Below are 17,861 nucleotides of genomic sequence, written 5' to 3' on the forward strand. Positions count from 1 at the left end.
ATGGCCATCCCTGGGGCCAGGATGCGCAGCAGCAGATGCTGGAGAGCCTCCGCGCATCCGGCATCGACATGGAGGCGCTGCAGGTCGACCTTCGCCGCCACGCCGAAGTCATCGATGCGCTGCTCGTCCGCAAGTCCTTGAGCCTCGCCGAGACGCCATCGTACCTGATCGGAAGTCCTCTCTACAACACGCTCGACTACGCGGGCTTTCGCCGGGCGGTCGCTAACGCGCGCCGGCAGGCGGCACCGAAGGAATCAATATGACGCTTCGAAAGCAATGGGCTGTGTGTGCCGCGGCAGTGCTTCTGCCGGCGGCGCTGGCGGGCTGCGTCTCCGACGCCGACATCATGCCCAAGGCCGCGGCCGCGAGCTACGCGCCGATGTCCGACCCGCGATATGGCGCGGTCTCGGACGGCGCCTATACCGTTGCGGCGGTTCCTGGCGGCGACCTGAAGATCCGTTACATGCGTCAACTCGTCGACGATCCGACCGGGCAGCCTGCCGGGACCGTCGTCGTGGACCCGAAAAACCGTTTCCTCTATCTGGTGCAGGAAGGCGGCAAGGCGCTCCGCTACGGCGTAGGCGTCGGCAAGGAGGGCATGGCCTGGTCGGGTACCGCCAATGTAGCGATGAAACGCGAATGGCCGCGTTGGACGCCGACCACGGAGATGATCGCCCGGGAGCCGGGGAAATACGCCAAGTGGGCTCGGGGCATGGAGGGCGGCACGCAAAACCCGCTCGGCGCCCGCGCTCTCTATCTCTTCAAGAACGGCAAGGACACGCTGTACAGGATTCACGGCACCAACGAGCCATGGTCCATCGGGCAGGCGATGTCGTCCGGCTGCATCCGCATGATGAACCAGGACGTGATCGACCTCTACCGACGCGTGCCGTCGGGAGCCAAGGTCGTGGTCCTGCCGACGGGCGGTGCAGAGACCGCGGCCTCGGGCGGATGAACTTCGATCGGCGCGCGACCTCGACGAAAGCAGGGATGCTCCAACGGGCGGGATCCCGCTCCCTCCGCGGTGCCGAGTGCCCTTGTCGAGACGTCGCCAGGCGACGTGTCGCCGAGCTGGAGCGATGCACCAACACAAAGAACAAGGCCTTTAGATGGCTTCGACCGCCGCCTTCAATTCGCCGCGGACCTTCTCCGCGATCGTCGCCAGTGATTCATTCTGTATGGCCTGCATTGACGCTACCGGATCCACCGCTGCCACTTCGGTCTTCCCATCGAATTCCTGAACCACAACGTTGCACGGAAGCATGGTTCCGATCTTGTCCTCGGCCATCAGCGCCTCATGCGCCATTCTCGGGTTGCACGCACCCAGTATGACGTAAGGCCGAAAGTCGGCGCCGATCTTCTCCTTGAGCGTCGATTGCACGTCGATCCTGGTCAACACGCCGAATCCCCGGGCCTTGAGTGCCGTTATCGTTTTGTCGACGGCCTCCGCAAACGGAAGGTCGAGTGTTTTCGAGAAATAGTACGACATTCCAAACTCCTGTACTGGTGTGCCTCAGCGCTACGCTGGTGCAGTCGCGTTTGGGACACCCCTCGCAGCCCGAAGGGCGCTATCCGCGTTTTCCGCCACGTGCCTGAAATCGCCTCGTAACGCCATCAGGGCTCGACGTTCTTGCTCGATTTCGTAGGAAGTGCGAAAGCCCAGCTTTCTCAAGACAGGCACCGGGGGGCACCACCCCTGGATCGCATGCTGGAACAGAAAGCCGGTCACCAGCGCCGGGAGTGCGAGCCAGCGCTGATTGTGAGCGGCCGCCAGAACGATGCCAGTGAATCCGATTACAGCTGCATTAGCTTCGATGGTTCTCTCGATGTCCCACTCCCGGTCGAGCTCGCGCAACCTGTCGGCAATCTGGTCGCGGTGTTCGGCGAAAAAGGCGACGTTCGCCCGCATCGTGCGCTCGATGCGACGATTATCGCTCTCAGACGAACGTAGGGGCACCCGATTCCGCGTCGTGGTCATCCATCAGCTCCTAGACGTCCTCACTGGATTACGCGCGCTGTCCTGATTTGTTCCTACTGCGCACGCGCTGACGACGGCCGACTGTCGCGCGAAGGTTCAGCGGACAGCTATGCCGACGAGTCGTCGCGACGATCACTGACGGCTGTTTCAAGGCGCAATGTCGAGCCTCGGGCGGTAACGAATCAGGCGCGCTCCACGTCGCGGGCTTCGCGGTTCCGAAATACGAGCTGAAGAACGTTGCCGGCGGCAGGCCCGCTCCGTCGCCCCTTCGTGCTCGAACCGCTTGCTCTTCAACCTTTCTCCAATTTCATCTAACGCCGACGCAATTAAGTTGATTTTGCCGCGCACTCCCTCACACTTCAAATTGCCTCGCGCAACGCTGCAATGTGGGAGCTGTCGTAATGCCGCAATTCGATCCCGAGCTGGTGTCGCGAATGAGGAGCGCTCTTGAAGATGCGATGGCGAGGGTGCCATCAGACGTCGCTACGGTTTCCACAAAAGCGTTTCTCGCCGAATGCATTCTCAAGGCCGCGGCGCAAGGTCACACTAGCTACGCCGATCTCGTCGCAGCCGCCACTGACCACATCCAAGCCCTGATACGATATTGTCGTGAACTGCCGGCCAATCACATCACGAAGCAGGAAGGGACGCGGCCGCCGCTGCCTATGATATTTGACAAAGGCGACGTGAGACCGGGACTGAGATATGAGATCGGCGCAGATGCATGAGCGAGGCCAGCGATGGAGCCGTTCACTCTTTTGAAAAATTGATGGTTCTTCTTCTCGGTCATGCTCAGTGTCCGGCACCGCCGCCCGATCGAGCCGGCTGTGCCGCTGACAGTCGCCACCCCGCGTACGCCCGCGAAAAGATCATCGGCGCGGGCCTACCTGGTCGACTTCCGACGACGAAGGGAGAGGCCGTGCACGTATACATACCGGTAAGCGCTTGGAACTCCGTCCCGTAAGCGTCGTTGCTCACACTAAGAGTTTCACGAAAGCGCAGGACTATGGGCGAACGCTCCCCGATGGCTTGCCGGAGATGACAATGCTGTGGCGTTCGCCTCCGCCAAGGGGAGGCCACTCGAGCCCTCCAATTTGCTGCAGGACGATGTCATGATGTCTCGCCGCGCTCTGCTCACCGGTGCTGCTCTGGCTGGCACCGGCGTCGCCGTGGCCGGTTCACTCTGGCACGATCGTGCAGCCCCCGAGCCGCAGCTACTGCGGATTCCCGATCTGATCGACCTTCGGGGGATGGGGCAATCGGCGTCCCTCAAGGTGCAGCGAGGCACCACCTCGTTCTTTCCAGGTCGAGAGAGCAGAACCCTCGGATACAACGGCAGCTATCTCGGCCCCACACTTCGCGTCCACAGTGGAGACGACGTCGAGGTGGCGGTCACGAATGCGCTTGGCGACGACACAACCGTGCACTGGCACGGGCTCCTTGTCCCGGCGGAAGTGGACGGTGGGCCACATCAACTCATCCGTCCTGGCGCCACATGGCGCCCCGTGCTGCCCGTCCGCCAGCCCGCGGCGACCCTTTTCTATCACTCACACGTCCATGATCGGACGGCTGAACAGGTCTACACTGGTCTTGCCGGTGTACTTCTTGTGACCGACGACGAAGAGAATTTGCTCGGGCTCCCATCAGAATATGGTGTCGATGATCTGCCGCTCGTTCTGCAAGACAGGCAATTCGAGGATGGTCGGCTCGTCATTCCCAACGGAATGATGACGTTGATGGCTGGTAGGAGGGGCGACACAATGCTCGTGAACGGGACAGTGAATCCAATAGCGAGGGTGCCGAGGCAGCTGGTTAGATTGCGTTTTGTGAACGGATCGAATGCTCGCATATTTGATCTTTCCTTTACGGATGGCCGGACGTTTCACTGGATTGCCTCGGAAGGCGGACTGCTGGAGCTTCCTGTCAAGCTGCAGTCGCTGAGCCTTGCGCCCGGCGAGAGGGCGGAGGTCCTTGTGGATTTTTCTGATGGACGATCAGTCGCGCTGCAGACGGCACCCGACCGTAACATGCCCACGATGATGCGCATGGTCGGCGGCCCGCGAAACTTCCTGCGGGATCTCGTCGACCTCGATCATGAGCGCGTGCTCGCGTTCGAACCAACGGAAACAGCGGGCCATCGCACCAAGACAACCGTTCCCGACCGACTCGTCACACGCCCGACTCCAGACTCAAGCAGGGCCGTGAGGCGCCGGCGGTTTGCGCTGAACATGGGTATGGGCGGCATGATGGCCATGATGGCTGGCAGAGGCGGAATGATGGAAGGTGGCAGAGGCAGTGGCATGGCGATGGCTGGCATAAATGGCCGCGCCTTTGACATGGATCGTATCGACGAGAAAGTCCGGCTGGGTGATTTTGAGATTTGGGAAGCGTCGGGCGAGATGATGGCCCATCCACTACACATCCACGGCGTGCACTTCCAAGTGCTAAGTCGGGGCGGAGCCAAACCGTCTGTTCGCGATCAGGGTATCCGTGATACCGTCTTGGTCAAGGAGCCTGTCGAATTGCTGGTTCAGTTCACACAACCCGCTACCAAGGCATCTTTCATGTATCACTGCCACATCCTGGAGCATGAGGACAACGGCATGATGGGGCAGTTCACGACCGACTGATCTTCTCGTGCCGTGCACTTTGCGTGTCCAATTCGGAAGGCTGATCGGAGGAAACCGGCAGTCCGTCGACGGATTGGCCGCCGGGGCGGCATTATTGGCTCGCGCACGTGTTCGGCTAGACCCTTGATGCAGCTAAGGCGAGAACGGCGAAGGCATGTTCGCTCAAACCGCCGGTACCCGGCGGCGAGCCGCAGCAGATACGGATCGCCGTACGCGGACGAAGCGGTGACCGATAAGCAGCGCGTGCCGGCGCCTGACCGCATCGCTGACCTCGTGAAATCACTGATCGAGCGCCAGGCTCCGAAGAGCGAGGCAGCCGACCGCCGAAGATCGCCTGAAGCGGCCTTACCGCTCCATTGAAGACGGCATCATCGAGCTCGATGATATCCTGCGGGAGCGCACCGGCCGCACCGAGAATCCCAACGGGAACGAGCGAAAGCGGCCCTTGACCACGCCCGCGCCCGGTGCGGCACGGCGGGCGCAATTAAGCGGAGAAGATCGACGCGTTCGCACGACTGATGTCCGATAGGGCTGAACACCGGGGATACCAACACCCGCAAGGGCTGCATCCGTTCAATCATCGATGCGATCCAGGTCAATGACCGCGCCATCCGGATCATCGCCAGCAAGGCTCAAGGCTGCCATCGCCGGAAAACACTTTGCTTTCGGACCGCTCGTCTCGACAATAGTGGAAACCGTTTACCATTCGGCGGAATCTCGCTTGAGCTGGGACATCGGTTCCGGTACATACTGCCGGTACACGCAACCCGCCGCGGTTGTCCGGAAACGCTGATTTTGCTCCGGTTTTCGAGGTCCCCGGGACCCCGGCAGAGAATCCCTCCCTCTCCGCCAGGTCACTCGCATCCGACCGCCACTTTCCAACGCCGAAAACCTTGAAAAACAACGCTTCCGGCCTGCCCCAGGTGTGCCAGTGTCGAAGCGTGTATCCACCAATGTAGTCCACGAAGTAGTCCAGCAGAAAAGGGCGTCCAAGGGCCCGGCGCGATGGCCCAGAGGGCCGGGCCGGGCGCCAACCTATCTGGTGCGCCGGCTTTCCACGTATTTCTTCCAGATTAGGCCCCCCTCAAACCTTGCAGCCAGACTGCCGTCATGCGCTCCTATTCGGGTGCGTCTGGGGGTGCTTCCGCATCGTGAGGCGCAGCGGCGGGCGTCTTGGCTGGGCGCGCTGGCGCAGACCGGTTTCAGCCAGTGGAGAGGCGGGGTGAGTACTGACACCGGGGGACAGATTCCGAACAGCGACGTCGGGTTTCCGAAGGGCAACAGCCCCGAGGAATTCGTTGCGAACATGCTCGCCTTCCTGGAGGCGGCGGCCGCCAAAATCGCCAATCCCTCGCCGTGGCCGGATTTCTCGCCCGACGCGCTTCGCGATATCGCCTCGATCCAAGAGGCGGTGCTGATCGAAAAGGAGGTCAGCAAGGGTGGAGCGGGAAATCCAACGGTCGTGGCCCGGGCCGACCTGTTGCGCCAAGACGTCTGGAATCGGTGGCGGGCTGGCGCAGGAATCGCGCCTAGCAGTGAGCCGCTCTCACACGTGCTCGGCAAGCTCACCGAAGTTGCCGACCGGCAACTTGCAATTCTGGAGCAGACCTCGGCGACGTCGACCAGCCGCAGGTCGCGCGACTTCAGGCCGGTGAAGCCCGAGCCGGCGCAAGCGGCCGCGGCGCCTAACGTCGAAACCTCGACCGCGCCAAAGTTCAGCGAGTTGGAAGACGAATATTTCGAGCTCCGAAAGGCCGGAGGAGCGTCTGACAGTGCCATCAGCACGGGTCGGATGCGTGCGGCAACCTTCAAAGCTCTTGTGGGAGATCGGCCGATCGACTGCTATTTGCCGATTGACCTGCAGAACTTCGTCAACGAGCTTCAGTACGTCCCGGTTGAACTTTCGCGTGAGGGCGAAAACACCGAAGAGCTGCGACAGATGGGCATCCATGCAGCGATCGAAAAGAATAAGGTCGAAAGCTGCTACGAGCCTCTGGCGCTGAAAACCATCCAGGACGGCTACGTTCAGACGGTGCGAGCTATCATCAACGGCGCCGTTGGCTTGCACCGACTTCGCAATCCGTTCGAGGGCTATCGCGTGCGTTGGCCGGACAACGCCAAGCCCTCAGTGAAACGCGAAGCGCTCGACTACGAAAAAGTAGACAAGGTCTTCAGGCTGGGCGTCGACAGCGGCTATCTGGATGACGCGATGCTGGGCCCCCTGTGCCTTCTGTCGTCGCGCCGCATTGGAATCCTTCCGTTCATCCGAGGCAGCGATATTGACCGCAAGCATGGTGTCGACATCGTGCGCGTCAACGGCATCGTTTATGACAAAGAAAAAGGAATGTACAAACGCGTCGGCTTCAAAACAGAGGCCAGCCTGCGCTTCTTCGTGCTGCATGACTTTTTCCGCCGTATCGGTTTTGTCGAATGGGCGGCCGCACAGGGCGATAATTTCATCTTCCGCTTGCTCGCCACCACGACTGATCCGGGCGACGTTGCTTCAAAACGAGTGAACCGGCTTCTGAAAAAAGCTGGCGCGATTGGCATGAATATCGAGGTTGCCCATTCTCTCCGGCACGGCGCCAAAGAGATGTTCATCGAGGAGGATCTCGATGACGAGGCCACCAGGCTGCAGATGGGTCATGAAGCGAACGACGTCCACGCAAATTACGGCCAGCAGTCTGCGCTGCGCCGCAAACAGTGCCAGGAGTTGGCTCATTTCGAGCTGCCGAAAGAAATCGATTGGTCGATGTTCGAGGGGTTGGATTTCGAAACCATGGCGTCTGAGCCGCGCAAAATCGGCCGGCCGAAGCTGAGAGGTTGACGATATTCGTGGGGACGCCGCCGCGGCGTAACCCCTTGATTTCCTAAGACTTGGCCGAGTGCTATGTCGACGCGGATGTCTCGTTGATACATCCAGCACATCTTTCGATCAACGCGATCAAGAAAAGCGGAGGATCGTCGTCGTTGCCGGTGGGGGCGAAAAAGCGTATGGTTAAAAAGTTGTGAGTCTCTGACCGTTCGCCCGAGCGCAAGCTCCGCCGAACCAAGGAGGGTCAACAACAACCGGACCCCGCGGCATTGCCGCCTCGTTAGGAGAAGCCAATGAGCACCCGCGCCATGCAGGTGGCGAATATCGCGTTCCTTTTGGATCGCCTTGCCGCCGACACTCCGCCCAATCAACAAATTCGTGAGCTGACCGAGAACGCTCTCGAGGCAATCGAGCGCCGTCATAAGGCCGGCGACGCAGCCGAGGGTATCATCCGCTGGGATGTTGATTGGGATAATCTGAAGCGCACCAACCAATACAAGCTCTCCATCACAGACAATGGTGATGGCATGACTTCGCAGCAGATGCTGGATTATCTGAATGCGTTGGCGGTACAGGGCGCCAACCAGACACAGGGCATTTCGCAGAACTTTGGCGTCGGCGCCAAGATCACGGCGCTTCACCGGAACAGCCACGGCCTTGTGTACCAGTCTTGGCATCAAGGCAAAGGCTCTATGGTTAAGCTGCACCGCGACGACAAAGAGGGCGTCTACGGGTTGGCTTCATTTGATCTCGCGGATGGTCCTGATTGGACGCCGCGCATCAAGGATTCGTTCAAGCCGAAAAGTATCGACCAGAGCGGCACGAAGGTCACCCTCTTGGGCACTTCTGAGAATGACAATACTTGTTTCCCCCCTGCTGACGCGGGCGGTGGAATGAATTGGTTGATTACCTATTTGACTGGCCGCTATTTCCGGGTGCCAGAGAACACCAAGATCCAGGTCAGGGTGCTGACAAAGGACGAGGACGCATGGCCCAGTGAAGAGCCGTCACCTTCTGCGAAGACTTTCAACTTCCAGACGGTCAGCGGGTCCAAGGCGCTATTTGACCAATACTCTGAAGCCAAGGGCACGGTGCAGCTGGCGACGGCCGATGCACATTGGTGGGTATTCGCCGATCCCAAGGAAGACTCAAAAAAGATGAGCACTCGAGGCGGCCGGACATGCAAAGTCGGTATCGTGTTTCAGGACGAGGTTTACGTCCATCTTACACCCCCAACCGCGCGACGTCTGTTGGCTGGCTTCGGGATCGTATTTGGCGCAGATCACGTCGTCATCTATGTCGAGCCGAAGAAGACCTTGGATATCCGCGCTGACACCGCGCGAAGCCGAATCATTATCAACGGCGAGGACGTGCAGGAGGCAAACTGGTTCGAGATTTGGGGAGCGGAGTTTCGGGAAAAGATGCCCGCTGAGATCAAGGCCAAGATCGACGAGATCATGGCCAAGACCGAACGCGATCCCGACGGCAAGACTCGAGAACGTATTTTGGAGCGGCTGCAGCGCATCCGGGACCTGCTGAGACCGACCAGGTATCGGCGCGATCCGAACGGTTCACTGCGAGCGTCGGGGCAGACACTCGGTGGTGGTAGCGAATTTGGTGATACGCAGCGGGAGACGACCTCGCCAGGCGGTGGAGGACACCGTGGTGGTAGGTCCAGCGACGACTACTTGGCCGATCTTGTTGAATCGGGCGGCGAAGCTGTTAATGCAGTCGTCGTCTCCACAAAGGAACCAGCAGTCAAGTGGGTCTCTCGCGCCGACGGTACTCGCGAGGAAGGCGAGTTGGACGACCTCGCCGCGGAGATCGTCGGGGATACGCTGACCGGTGAGATCGTGAAGGCCAATCGCGATTTCCGTGGTTATCGGGATTTGGTTGGCTTCTTCACGAAGGAGTTTAATCCAGGAGGCGATCCTGCGATTAATCGGAAGATAGTAGAATACGTCGAGGAGTGGCTTGAAGGGCAGCTTGTCGAGGCGATCATGACGGTTCGGAATCTTACCAATGGCCGCACCTGGACGCCTGCTGATATCGACCGGGCGCTCTCAGCTTACTCGTTGACAACCGTGATGATGGCCCGCTTTCATATTGTCGAGCGTGTCAAGCGTTCTCTTAGCTCTGACCTCGCCCGCCCCTCCAAGGCCGCATGAGAATAGTGGTCGACACCTCGCGGGCCGCTGTTTACGCAGCGGCCTTTTCTTGCCGGGCCTGGCGCGGCACAGGGTGCCGCACGTAATCTGCAGCAGTGAACAATGACCAAGAGGCGGAACATGACCGACGCTGAGGTCGGTCTCGCACGCGCGATGCTCGCAAAGGGCATGAAGAACGATGCCGTCCACTTTTACTTCAACAGAGCTAATCGTTTGATCAGCTCGGGGCGCATCGCGCAGATCAAGAACGGTACCTACGCCAAAGATGTGGTCGCCGCCGGGCCCGATGAACTAGAGGCTTTTCTGAAGAAGTGGGAAGCCGAGCACGCCGCAGTATATCCAAGGGGGCCGCAGTCGCCGACAGATCTCGAATACATTGAGGCGATGTTCGAAAAGCGAAAGACTACCTGGCACGTACGGGGCGGTGAAACCGATTCCGTCGAGTGCAAGTTGAACTACACAATTAGCGGCAAGATCATCAGGGCCATCGCTGGTCTCGCGAATAACAAAGGTGGCCACATCATTTTCGGGGTGCATGATGGCGGCAGTACTGTCGAGGGAATGTCGGACGAAAGATTCGAGACGCTTGATCCTGCGTTGCTGAACGCGCACCTTGCCAGTTCGTTGGATCCTGTGCCGAAGGTTACGCGCGTCGCCGCGAGCATCGGGGGCAAGAAAATCGGTGTGATTTATGTCGAGAAGCAGGACCACGGCCCGGTAATCGCCTTGAAGACGATCGGGGGCGATCTCAGGGAAGGCGGCATTTACTTCCGGTACGTCGGTGAAACACGACTTATAAAGCCTGGAGAACTACGGGCGATCATGGAAGCTCGTGAGGCCCGCGCAGTTGCGGAGTTTGCCCGTCGAATGAATCGCGTCGCAACCGGTGCCAATGCGACTATTGACCTGGACACTGGCGAGGTGTCGGGTCGGACCGGCGAATTCGTTATCGATAAAGACTTGCTCTCATCGATCCAATTCCTTCGGGAAGGAGATTTCACACAGGTAAAGGGCGCGCCAGCTCTCCGGGTCATCGGCGATGTCCAGCCGATCTCGGCGGCTGACCGCGAGAAAGTTCGTATCGTTCGCGAGAACGTGACGCCGGATTCGATCATTGAAAACTTCCTGCTCGGAAATTCGGTTCAGGACCCGTTGGCCTACTTGCACTCGCAGGCGTATCATCAGCGCAAATGGATGCCGATTTGGCACTATGTTCGACAGCTTTCCATGACTATCGATGAAATTGTCGAGGATCTGCGACGGTTGAACGCGAGCATGCCTGCAAGTCGTGACGCTGTCGTGCAGCGACTCCGCGGAACGGTGACAGCGCACAAGCTCTATTCCGGCAAGCCGAAAGCCATGCTTGCGTCCTTTCAACCCGGCAAAATCGTACTCCCAAAGAACGATGCCGACCTAAGCGCGTTTGCGTACGCGCTGCATGGCCTACCGGACGATTTTCAACAGGCTGTGGAGCTGCGGCCGCTGCTCGCCGAGCTGTTTAAGCGTGATACTGGAGGAAAAATCAGACCTGCGATCTATCGTGCTGTTTCACGCGTGGACGAGATCTTGCAGCATCAGCGCCTCGCCGTCTGACTGCGAAAATGGCCCCTTCGCTCAGCGTCGCACTAATGAGCAAGGACCGCGAGGTGCCGGTCAAATCGCGGCCAGCGATCACGAAGAATGTGAGCTGATCGTCGATCGGCATATTCAAGTTGAAAGGCACTATCTAAATGGATGCCGCCAGCGCGAAAAGCCGCGCTGGCGGGTCTTTCTTACCAGAAGACGACGAGCACCTCCTGGTTCGCGGCGTTGGCGGAGACCTCGAAGAGGCTACCTGCGTAGAGCAAGGTGTCCTCGTTCCAGGCACCGGTGTCACCGACCCAGAGGGCCTGGATGAGGTGTTCCCAGTCCCTGCGGAAGAACTGCACCCGGATCATGGCGTGGTCGGTCGGCCCCGCAACAGGGCCGCAGTACACCCCGAACGTGATTTCCGGCTGGGGGTCGGCCTCCAAGCGCTTCCGGACCTTCTCGGTGATGACCGAGATCAGGCCATTCCCGAAGCCCGGCTCGGCACACGCCTTGCGGATGATGTTGGTCACGTTGTCGCACATGATGTGCTGCCTTTCTGCTCTCTTGAGCTGCTGGTGAAACAGAAGAAGGCCCCGAAGTCTAAGATCGAGTCCTCCTTCCACGCAGCATTGAACAGCAGAAGGGCCGCGCCTCTTTTGGAAGCCAAAGTGATGCGCTCACGCGATCACTTTGGCTTCCAAAAGAGCTTCGCCTATCTGAAGAGACAATCGGCCTCCGCTCATGGAGGCCGCGATGGTCGCAAGCATCGGCAAAGGAACGGTCGCGCAGTATTATTTGCGCAGAACCGAATATTATCTGACCGGCAAAGAGCCGGCCGGCGTCTGGCTCAGCGAGTCGGCCACGCTTGGCATTAAGGTCGGACAAACCGTCGAAGCGGACCTCTTTGAAAAGCTGCACGCAGGCGTAGGCCCCGACGGGCGGTCGCTCATCACCAACGACGGCGGCAAGGAACGCGTGTCAGGCTTCGACCTGACGCTGAGCGCGCCGAAGTCGGTCAGCATCGCTTTTGCGCTTGCCGACCCAGTGATGCGCGCCGCGATCGAGCAGGTGCAGCTGGATGCCTGTAAGGCTGTCGTTGCCATGTTGAACCGCGAGGCCGCCTTCACACGCCGTGGCAAGAACGGTGCGATCCTTGAGAAGACCTCGCTGATCGTGGCTGCGTTCCAGCACGGCGAGGCCCGTCCTGCGCCGCATATCGATGGGCGAGTTACGGCCGATATGGACCTCCATACGCACTTGTGCCTTGCCAATTTGGGCGAAAGGCCAGTCAGGGAGGACGAGCACGCGCCCACCTTTGGGGCCCTGGACGCACGCCCCTTATTCAAAGCCAAAATGTTGGCAGGAAGCGTGTATCACCTGGCCCTTTCTTCAGGACTTCAGAAGCTGGGCTTTCAAGTCGAGATCACCGGCAAGAACGGGATCTTCGAATTGGTGACGCCGGCCGGACTGGCCGTGAGTGAAGATACGAAGCGGTATTTCTCGGCGCGAAGGACCAAACTGGAAGAGCGCTTGGCAGAGTACGATCTAGCGACCGGCGAAGCGCAGCAGCTCGCGGCCGCAGTCGTCAAGGCGACACGTCTGTCAAAGACATCCGATGATCGCGATCGCTTCGAAATCTGGCGCGAGCAGGCGCAGGAGCAGGGCATCGATGTCGAGCACTTCATTGAGCAGATCCGAACCGGTCGCGCCCTGTCAGACCAAGAACGAGAGGTCCTGATCGCGCAGCGGATCGCGGAAATTCCGGCTGCCCTCACCGAGCACGAATCGGTGTTCGAACGGCGCTATCTGATGGCGGCCGTCGCGAGCAGCCTGGTCGGGACCGGAGCGAGCTCCGAGCGTGTCGACGGCGAGATCGAACGGCTGATGAGTTCGGGCCGGATTGTTCAGCTTGGGCAGGACATTCACAGTCATGGCTTGTACTCGACTCCTGAGATGATCGCGATCGAGAAAAACCTCCTGAAAACCGCCCGCACGCTGGCGCAGCGTGGCTGGACCGAGGTCGACCGGAAGCAGATCGAACAAGAGTGCGACAGGCGCGGCCTGTCGGAGGAACAGCGCGCGGCGGCGCTTGCCGCCACCGACGGCCGCTCTATTGCCATCGTGGAGGGCGCTGCCGGAGCCGGCAAGACCACCATGCTCAAGGTCGTGGTCGATACTTACGGGGACACCAAGAATAAGACCGTGATCGGGAGCGCGATTTCGCACAGGACGGCGTCGATGTTGCGGTCCGAGCTGGGCATCGATGCCACGGCAATTGATCGCCTGTTGGCGCAGATCAAGGCCGGGCAGCACGTGCTTGACCGCAACACCGTGCTTCTGATGGACGAGTGCGGCCAGGTCGGCTCGAAAATCATGAATGAGCTGCTCACGGCCGTCGCGCAAACCGGAGCGAAATTGATTCTGGTCGGGGATCGCGAACAACTCCAGCCGATTAACGCCGGGCCGGCGCTGAAGATTCTGTCGACGGTTTTGTCGCCGACCCGTGTCGACACCATCGTTCGGCAGCGCGAGCAGTGGGCGCGCGATGCGGCACAAGCCTTCGCCAAGGGAAACGCTGCTGCGGGACTGAAGGCCTACGAGGACCGGGGTCTTCTGACCGGCTGCTCGGGAGCGGAGGCCACCATCCGTGCTGCCGTGGACCGCTACATGGAGGCGCAGCGGCGGGCGCCGGACAAATCGCATCTGCTCATCGCGAAATCCAACAAGACGGTCCGGGCCCTCAACGCCGAGATCCGCTCGCGCATGCGCGATGCCGGTCTCCTCACAGGTCCCGATCACGACATCACTGCCGGCGATGCTTCGGGACGGAGCTTCCGGTTGCATCTCGCGGTCGGCGACAAGATCCGCTTCGGCATTCGCCAGGACAGGATCGGCGACGGCGTAATCAACGGAGCGGTTGGTAAGATTGAGGCGATCGAAGAGCTCGATGACGCTCACCTGCTTGTCCGTGCTGTCGTGAACGGTAAGAGCATCGAGTTCTCCACCCAAGCTCTCAAGGACAAGGCGGGCCGCGTTCGGCTGAGTCACGATCTCGCCGTCACTGCCTATAGCAGTCAAGGCTTGACGGCCGAGACCGCGACCATCGTGCTTGGGTCAGAATATGACCGGCACGAGTGCTACGTCGCAATCTCACGCGCCAGAGGCGAGGCACGCATCTATTATGACCAGTCTCTCCTTTCCACCCAGGCGAAGGGCGAGCGAGACCTTGCGTCAAAGCAGCAAGAGCTGACCGAAGGCGCTGACATGGCTTACCTTGCCGCCAGACTCTCGCGGGCAAATCTGAAGACGTCGACGCTTGCTCTGAGCACAGACCCAGAAGTGTCGCGAGATCAATCTGGGCGCAGACGCGATCGTCAGCTTTCGTTGTGATCGACGATCGAGAACTGGCCGTTTCATCGGCCGCCTCACGTCCGGCTGTGCTGCAAGCTGTCAAGTTCGCGGCCGCCGCAACTATGATCGGCAATCTAGGTGAGGACTGCGTTTCAGTTCGGTGAGCGTCCGACGCTGGTTGCAAAAAGCTCCTTTCGGATTGGTGCGGGTCCGTCACCAGGGCGAACCTCTCAATCGGCCGTTGTCTATCGAGGCGCGCAGCGCCGTCAAAGCCGTTCGCTTCCGTGCTTTGCGTGTGCAGCTCGCGCCACGTTGGGGGACCTGACGGTCCGCTTTGACAGCTCCGCTATGACGCCTCGATCGAGAGCGGCCATCGAGGTCGCCAATGGGGCGGACTCAAAAACGAAAGGAGCTTTCCATGACCAACCAGACGACTTCATCTCGCCCGACGCACCGCATCTACGCCGTGACCAAGAACGGCAACCAGAAAATCTGGCGCGCAATCGGCGCTCTCTGGCCGCACAACGACGGCAAGGGCTTCAATCACAAGCTCGACTGCCTTCCGCTCAACGGCGCCCAGATTGTGATCCGTGCCATCGATGCGGATGCCGAGGAGGGCGCGCAATAGCGCGCCTGTTCTCGCTCGGGCGCCGGTGGCCGCGATCAAGGCAAGACCTGCGTTACGCGCGTCGGCTGAAGTTCAGCTGCGGTGACAAGCAACGCCACTCAGCACAATCAGTGAAGAAAAGTTGCTTTATTCTATTGTCTTAGCTCTGATCGAGCCGGCACTTTGGCTTCCAAAAGAGGTGCCTTCGAAACGTGAAACGCTCCTCGCGATGTTGGCGATCCCCGTCAACTCGCAGAAGGAGCTACCCCATGACTACCACCTTTCCTGTGAAACCGCCTTTCCTTGCTGTCACTGCCGCTAAGAAGGGCGGCGTCGGCAAGACGCACCTGATGGCGACGGTCGCCGATCTCTTGGCGCTGAACGGATACCCCTTCACCGCGTTCCAGGCCGACGACAAGAAGCGTTTGGCGACGCTCATCGGCGCCAAGGTCGTCGACCTGCCGAAGGGAGGCGCGTAATGAGCAAGGAAGAGGACAAGAGGCCGGCTGACAAGCCGGCTTCAATCCCTCCGATGAGCAAGATCGAATGGGAACGGAGGCGCGAGGTCGGCGCTCAGGTTCGCGCGGCCGTCGAGAACGTGCTTACAAAGGGCGGCGTGGTCAGCGCGACCCAACTCGGAAAATGGGAGCCTGACGGCACCGAGTATTTCTTTCGCGTGATCAGGCGGCGCATCGGCAAGGAGATGTCGGAGACGAAAGCGGCGGCCGCCGTCACGCCGCCGAAATCGGCGAAGGCGCGCGTCGGGAATGCCAAGGCCAAGCATGCCACCAAGCGCGGGGAGGCAAGCAAGGCCGCGACCGCGACGCTGCCGGTCTCCACGGATCGGGACTGGACCGACCAGCAGCGCAATCGCTGGTCAACGCGGACGCGTGCCTTCGTGCACGGGCTGAGCGTTGCCGCCGTCCTGTTCGCCGGCGCCGTGGCCTTCACGCGGCTCTGGAGCGGGCTGGCTCCTTTCATCCAACAGCAGATTCAGAACTGGAGATAGACAATGGCTGCACTTCCCAAGCTCAGGCCCGGCCTCGACCTTTATCGCTCGTCCGACGAAGCGGTCTACGTCGGCTTCATCGTGTTTCTGGTTTCTTTCGGCCTGCTGCTCGCACCGCTTCTGGCGCTGCCGGCGGCCGATGCCCCGTTCGCATGGCGTGACTGGGGCGCCAACCTGGCAAGTCTCCGTCATGCCGATCGCTGGGCGACACTTTTGGCGACGGGCTGGCCGCGCGTCATCCTGGCAGTAGGCATCAGCATGGTCGCGGCACATTTCGCGCGCTTGACCGCGCGAGACGAGGCTCCTCTGACTGAGCCGTTCCTGACGCCTGACCCGCGCCAGCCCCGCATCTACTACGACCATGATGCACGCCGCAGGCTGTGCAATCGGTTCCGTGCAGAGGCGGGGTATTTCGCGCGCGAGGGAATCTGGCTTGCGCCGCACCTTAACTTGCCGTTCGACCTGGAAAGCCGCTACGCCATGATCTTCGGCGCCTCCGGGCACGGAAAATCGAACCTCGTCCGCGCTTACGCGACGCAGATGGCCAAGCGTGGAGACCTTCTCATGATGCACTGTAACAAAGGTGACGTCACCCGGTCCTTCGATCTCAAATCGGTGGTCTTGATCTCGCCCGCTCATCGTGATGGCTGGGCCTGGGATATCGCCGCCGACATCAGCGGCCCCGCTGCTGCGGCCGATTTCGCGACCGACGTGGTCCCGGCATCGGAGCAGAGCTTCTGGTCGGATACCGCTCGCCTGCTCTTGACCGACATCATCTGCGCAGTTGCCGAGGAGAAGGGGCGGCAATGGGGTGCGCGCGATCTGCTCGAGGCGGTGCTGTCGGACTCCAACGACCTGCGTCAACGCATCGAGTCGCTAGACCTCAGCGCGAGCCCGTTGCTGCGGAGCGGCGAGGAGGATGGCGAGAGCAAGACCGTGCTCAGCATCATGGCAACGCTCCTGAGCGCTGCCATGACCAGCCTCCGTCCGATGGCATACGCATGGTCTACCGTGCCGCCCGCGAAGCGCTTCTCCGTCACTGGCTGGCTGTCGAAGACCTACACCGGTCCCAAGACCGTCATCGTTCAGACCTCGCCGAATTTCCAGATGATGTCGACGGTGGTCTGCGGCGGCATCTTGCGGCGGACCTGCAAGGAACTCTCGGACGCCTCCGTGGAAATCGACACGGCCCGCCGTGTCAGCGTCGTGCTGGACGAATTCTACTCGCTCGGCAAGATTGACGGGTTTGCCCGTGCGCTCTCCGTTGCGCGAGAAAAGGGCTTGGCCTGCGTCGTTGCCCTCCAGTCGGAAAGTCAGCTCAAGCCGTATGGCGACGAGGCGGGACTTCTGCTCGATCTGTTCCAGATCAAGATCTATACTCGCCTCACTGCCGGCGCCAGCGCGGAATGGGCGGAGAAGATGATCGGCTACCGCGATATTCGGTGGCTTGCCCCCAACAACAATCCCGCAAAAGACGACAAGCGGCTCTTCATCAGCCAAACCGACAGGAAGCCCGTGGTCAGCGCCGCCGAGTTCGCGGGCGAGTTGGGCGTGTTCGGCGCGACCGAAGATGACCGCATCGTCCGCGCCGTCGTGCACTACGCTGGCAACGCCTATCGTTTCGACTGGCCGCTCACGACCTGGGCGATCCGGGGTAAAGGGTTCGTGCCGGCCGCGTGGACCCGCTTCACCAAGGCAAACTCCCACGCCAATCCGGAGATGCAATGAGCGGCT

General features: G+C 60.6%; 15 protein-coding genes. 12 read left to right on the forward strand and 3 right to left on the reverse strand.

From position 1 onward, the window contains the following. Positions 1-35 precede the first annotated feature (35 nt). Together K408_RS40445 and K408_RS0129625 are read left to right on the forward strand one after the other, a co-directional pair. The gene (locus K408_RS40445) at positions 36-263 is read left to right on the forward strand and encodes a hypothetical protein (RefSeq protein ID WP_024342002.1); all 228 of its coding nucleotides are present in this window, start codon (positions 36-38) and stop codon (positions 261-263) included. Further along, on the forward strand, positions 260-955 hold the full coding sequence (locus K408_RS0129625; protein ID WP_028146050.1) for a L,D-transpeptidase: 696 nt from the start codon (positions 260-262) through the stop codon (positions 953-955). Before K408_RS40445 ends, K408_RS0129625 begins: the two co-directional genes overlap by 4 nt. A gap of 150 nt (positions 956-1,105) precedes the next feature. Here the strand turns inward: K408_RS0129625 and K408_RS0129630 are convergent, their stop codons facing one another. Both K408_RS0129630 and K408_RS0129635 read right to left on the reverse strand, forming a co-directional pair. Then, the gene (locus K408_RS0129630) at positions 1,106-1,489 is read right to left on the reverse strand and encodes a DUF302 domain-containing protein (protein ID WP_024342001.1); all 384 of its coding nucleotides are present in this window, start codon (positions 1,487-1,489) and stop codon (positions 1,106-1,108) included. Positions 1,490-1,519: 30 nt separating this feature from the next. Beyond that, positions 1,520-1,978 carry a DUF2892 domain-containing protein gene (locus tag K408_RS0129635; RefSeq protein ID WP_024342000.1) on the reverse strand — a complete coding sequence of 153 codons (459 nt, stop codon included), beginning with the start codon at positions 1,976-1,978 and terminating at the stop codon, positions 1,520-1,522. 401 nt (positions 1,979-2,379) lie between these two features. Between K408_RS0129635 and K408_RS43610 the strand changes: the two genes are divergently transcribed. The 5 genes from K408_RS43610 (at position 2,380) to K408_RS0129660 (ending at position 11,184) form a co-directional block, all read left to right on the forward strand. Continuing rightward, positions 2,380-2,706 (forward strand): hypothetical protein, encoded by a 327-nt coding sequence (locus tag K408_RS43610; protein ID WP_024341999.1) that lies wholly within the window; start codon positions 2,380-2,382, stop codon positions 2,704-2,706. A 384-nt stretch (positions 2,707-3,090) separates the two neighbouring features. Next, positions 3,091-4,608, forward strand: a complete 1,518-nt coding sequence (locus K408_RS0129645; RefSeq protein WP_024341998.1) for a multicopper oxidase family protein — start codon at positions 3,091-3,093, stop codon at positions 4,606-4,608. Positions 4,609-5,830: 1,222 nt separating this feature from the next. Then, the gene (locus K408_RS0129650; RefSeq protein WP_035698644.1) at positions 5,831-7,435 is read left to right on the forward strand and encodes a site-specific integrase; all 1,605 of its coding nucleotides are present in this window, start codon (positions 5,831-5,833) and stop codon (positions 7,433-7,435) included. 281 nt (positions 7,436-7,716) lie between these two features. Beyond that, positions 7,717-9,591 (forward strand): ATP-binding protein, encoded by a 1,875-nt coding sequence (locus K408_RS0129655; RefSeq protein WP_024341996.1) that lies wholly within the window; start codon positions 7,717-7,719, stop codon positions 9,589-9,591. Positions 9,592-9,711: 120 nt separating this feature from the next. Beyond that, positions 9,712-11,184 (forward strand): AlbA family DNA-binding domain-containing protein, encoded by a 1,473-nt coding sequence (locus K408_RS0129660; RefSeq protein WP_196232418.1) that lies wholly within the window; start codon positions 9,712-9,714, stop codon positions 11,182-11,184. A 179-nt stretch (positions 11,185-11,363) separates the two neighbouring features. Here the strand turns inward: K408_RS0129660 and K408_RS0129665 are convergent, their stop codons facing one another. Next, positions 11,364-11,702, reverse strand: a complete 339-nt coding sequence (locus tag K408_RS0129665; protein WP_155248689.1) for a hypothetical protein — start codon at positions 11,700-11,702, stop codon at positions 11,364-11,366. A gap of 211 nt (positions 11,703-11,913) precedes the next feature. On the opposite strand from K408_RS0129665, the gene mobF reads away from it, so the two are divergent. The 5 genes from mobF to K408_RS0129690 all read left to right on the forward strand — a co-directional run bounded on the left by mobF (position 11,914) and on the right by K408_RS0129690 (position 17,855). Further along, positions 11,914-14,550 carry a MobF family relaxase gene (gene mobF / locus K408_RS0129670; RefSeq protein WP_028146051.1) on the forward strand — a complete coding sequence of 879 codons (2,637 nt, stop codon included), beginning with the start codon at positions 11,914-11,916 and terminating at the stop codon, positions 14,548-14,550. Between the two features lie 379 nt (positions 14,551-14,929). Continuing rightward, positions 14,930-15,139: a hypothetical protein gene (locus tag K408_RS39145; protein ID WP_024341992.1), complete on the forward strand. Its 210-nt coding sequence runs from the start codon at positions 14,930-14,932 to the stop codon at positions 15,137-15,139. A gap of 248 nt (positions 15,140-15,387) precedes the next feature. Then, positions 15,388-15,597, forward strand: a complete 210-nt coding sequence (locus K408_RS0129680; RefSeq protein WP_024341991.1) for a P-loop NTPase family protein — start codon at positions 15,388-15,390, stop codon at positions 15,595-15,597. Continuing rightward, complete coding sequence (locus K408_RS0129685) at positions 15,597-16,127, forward strand: hypothetical protein (protein WP_024341990.1); 531 nt, start codon at positions 15,597-15,599, stop codon at positions 16,125-16,127. The genes K408_RS0129680 and K408_RS0129685 overlap by 1 nt, the downstream gene beginning before the upstream one ends. A 3-nt stretch (positions 16,128-16,130) precedes the next feature. After that, on the forward strand, positions 16,131-17,855 hold the full coding sequence (locus K408_RS0129690; RefSeq protein ID WP_024341989.1) for a type IV secretion system DNA-binding domain-containing protein: 1,725 nt from the start codon (positions 16,131-16,133) through the stop codon (positions 17,853-17,855). Positions 17,856-17,861: the final 6 nt, after the last annotated feature.

Source organism: Bradyrhizobium sp. in8p8 (assembly GCF_000426845.1).
Classification (GTDB): Bacteria; Pseudomonadota; Alphaproteobacteria; order Rhizobiales; family Xanthobacteraceae; genus Bradyrhizobium; species Bradyrhizobium japonicum_C.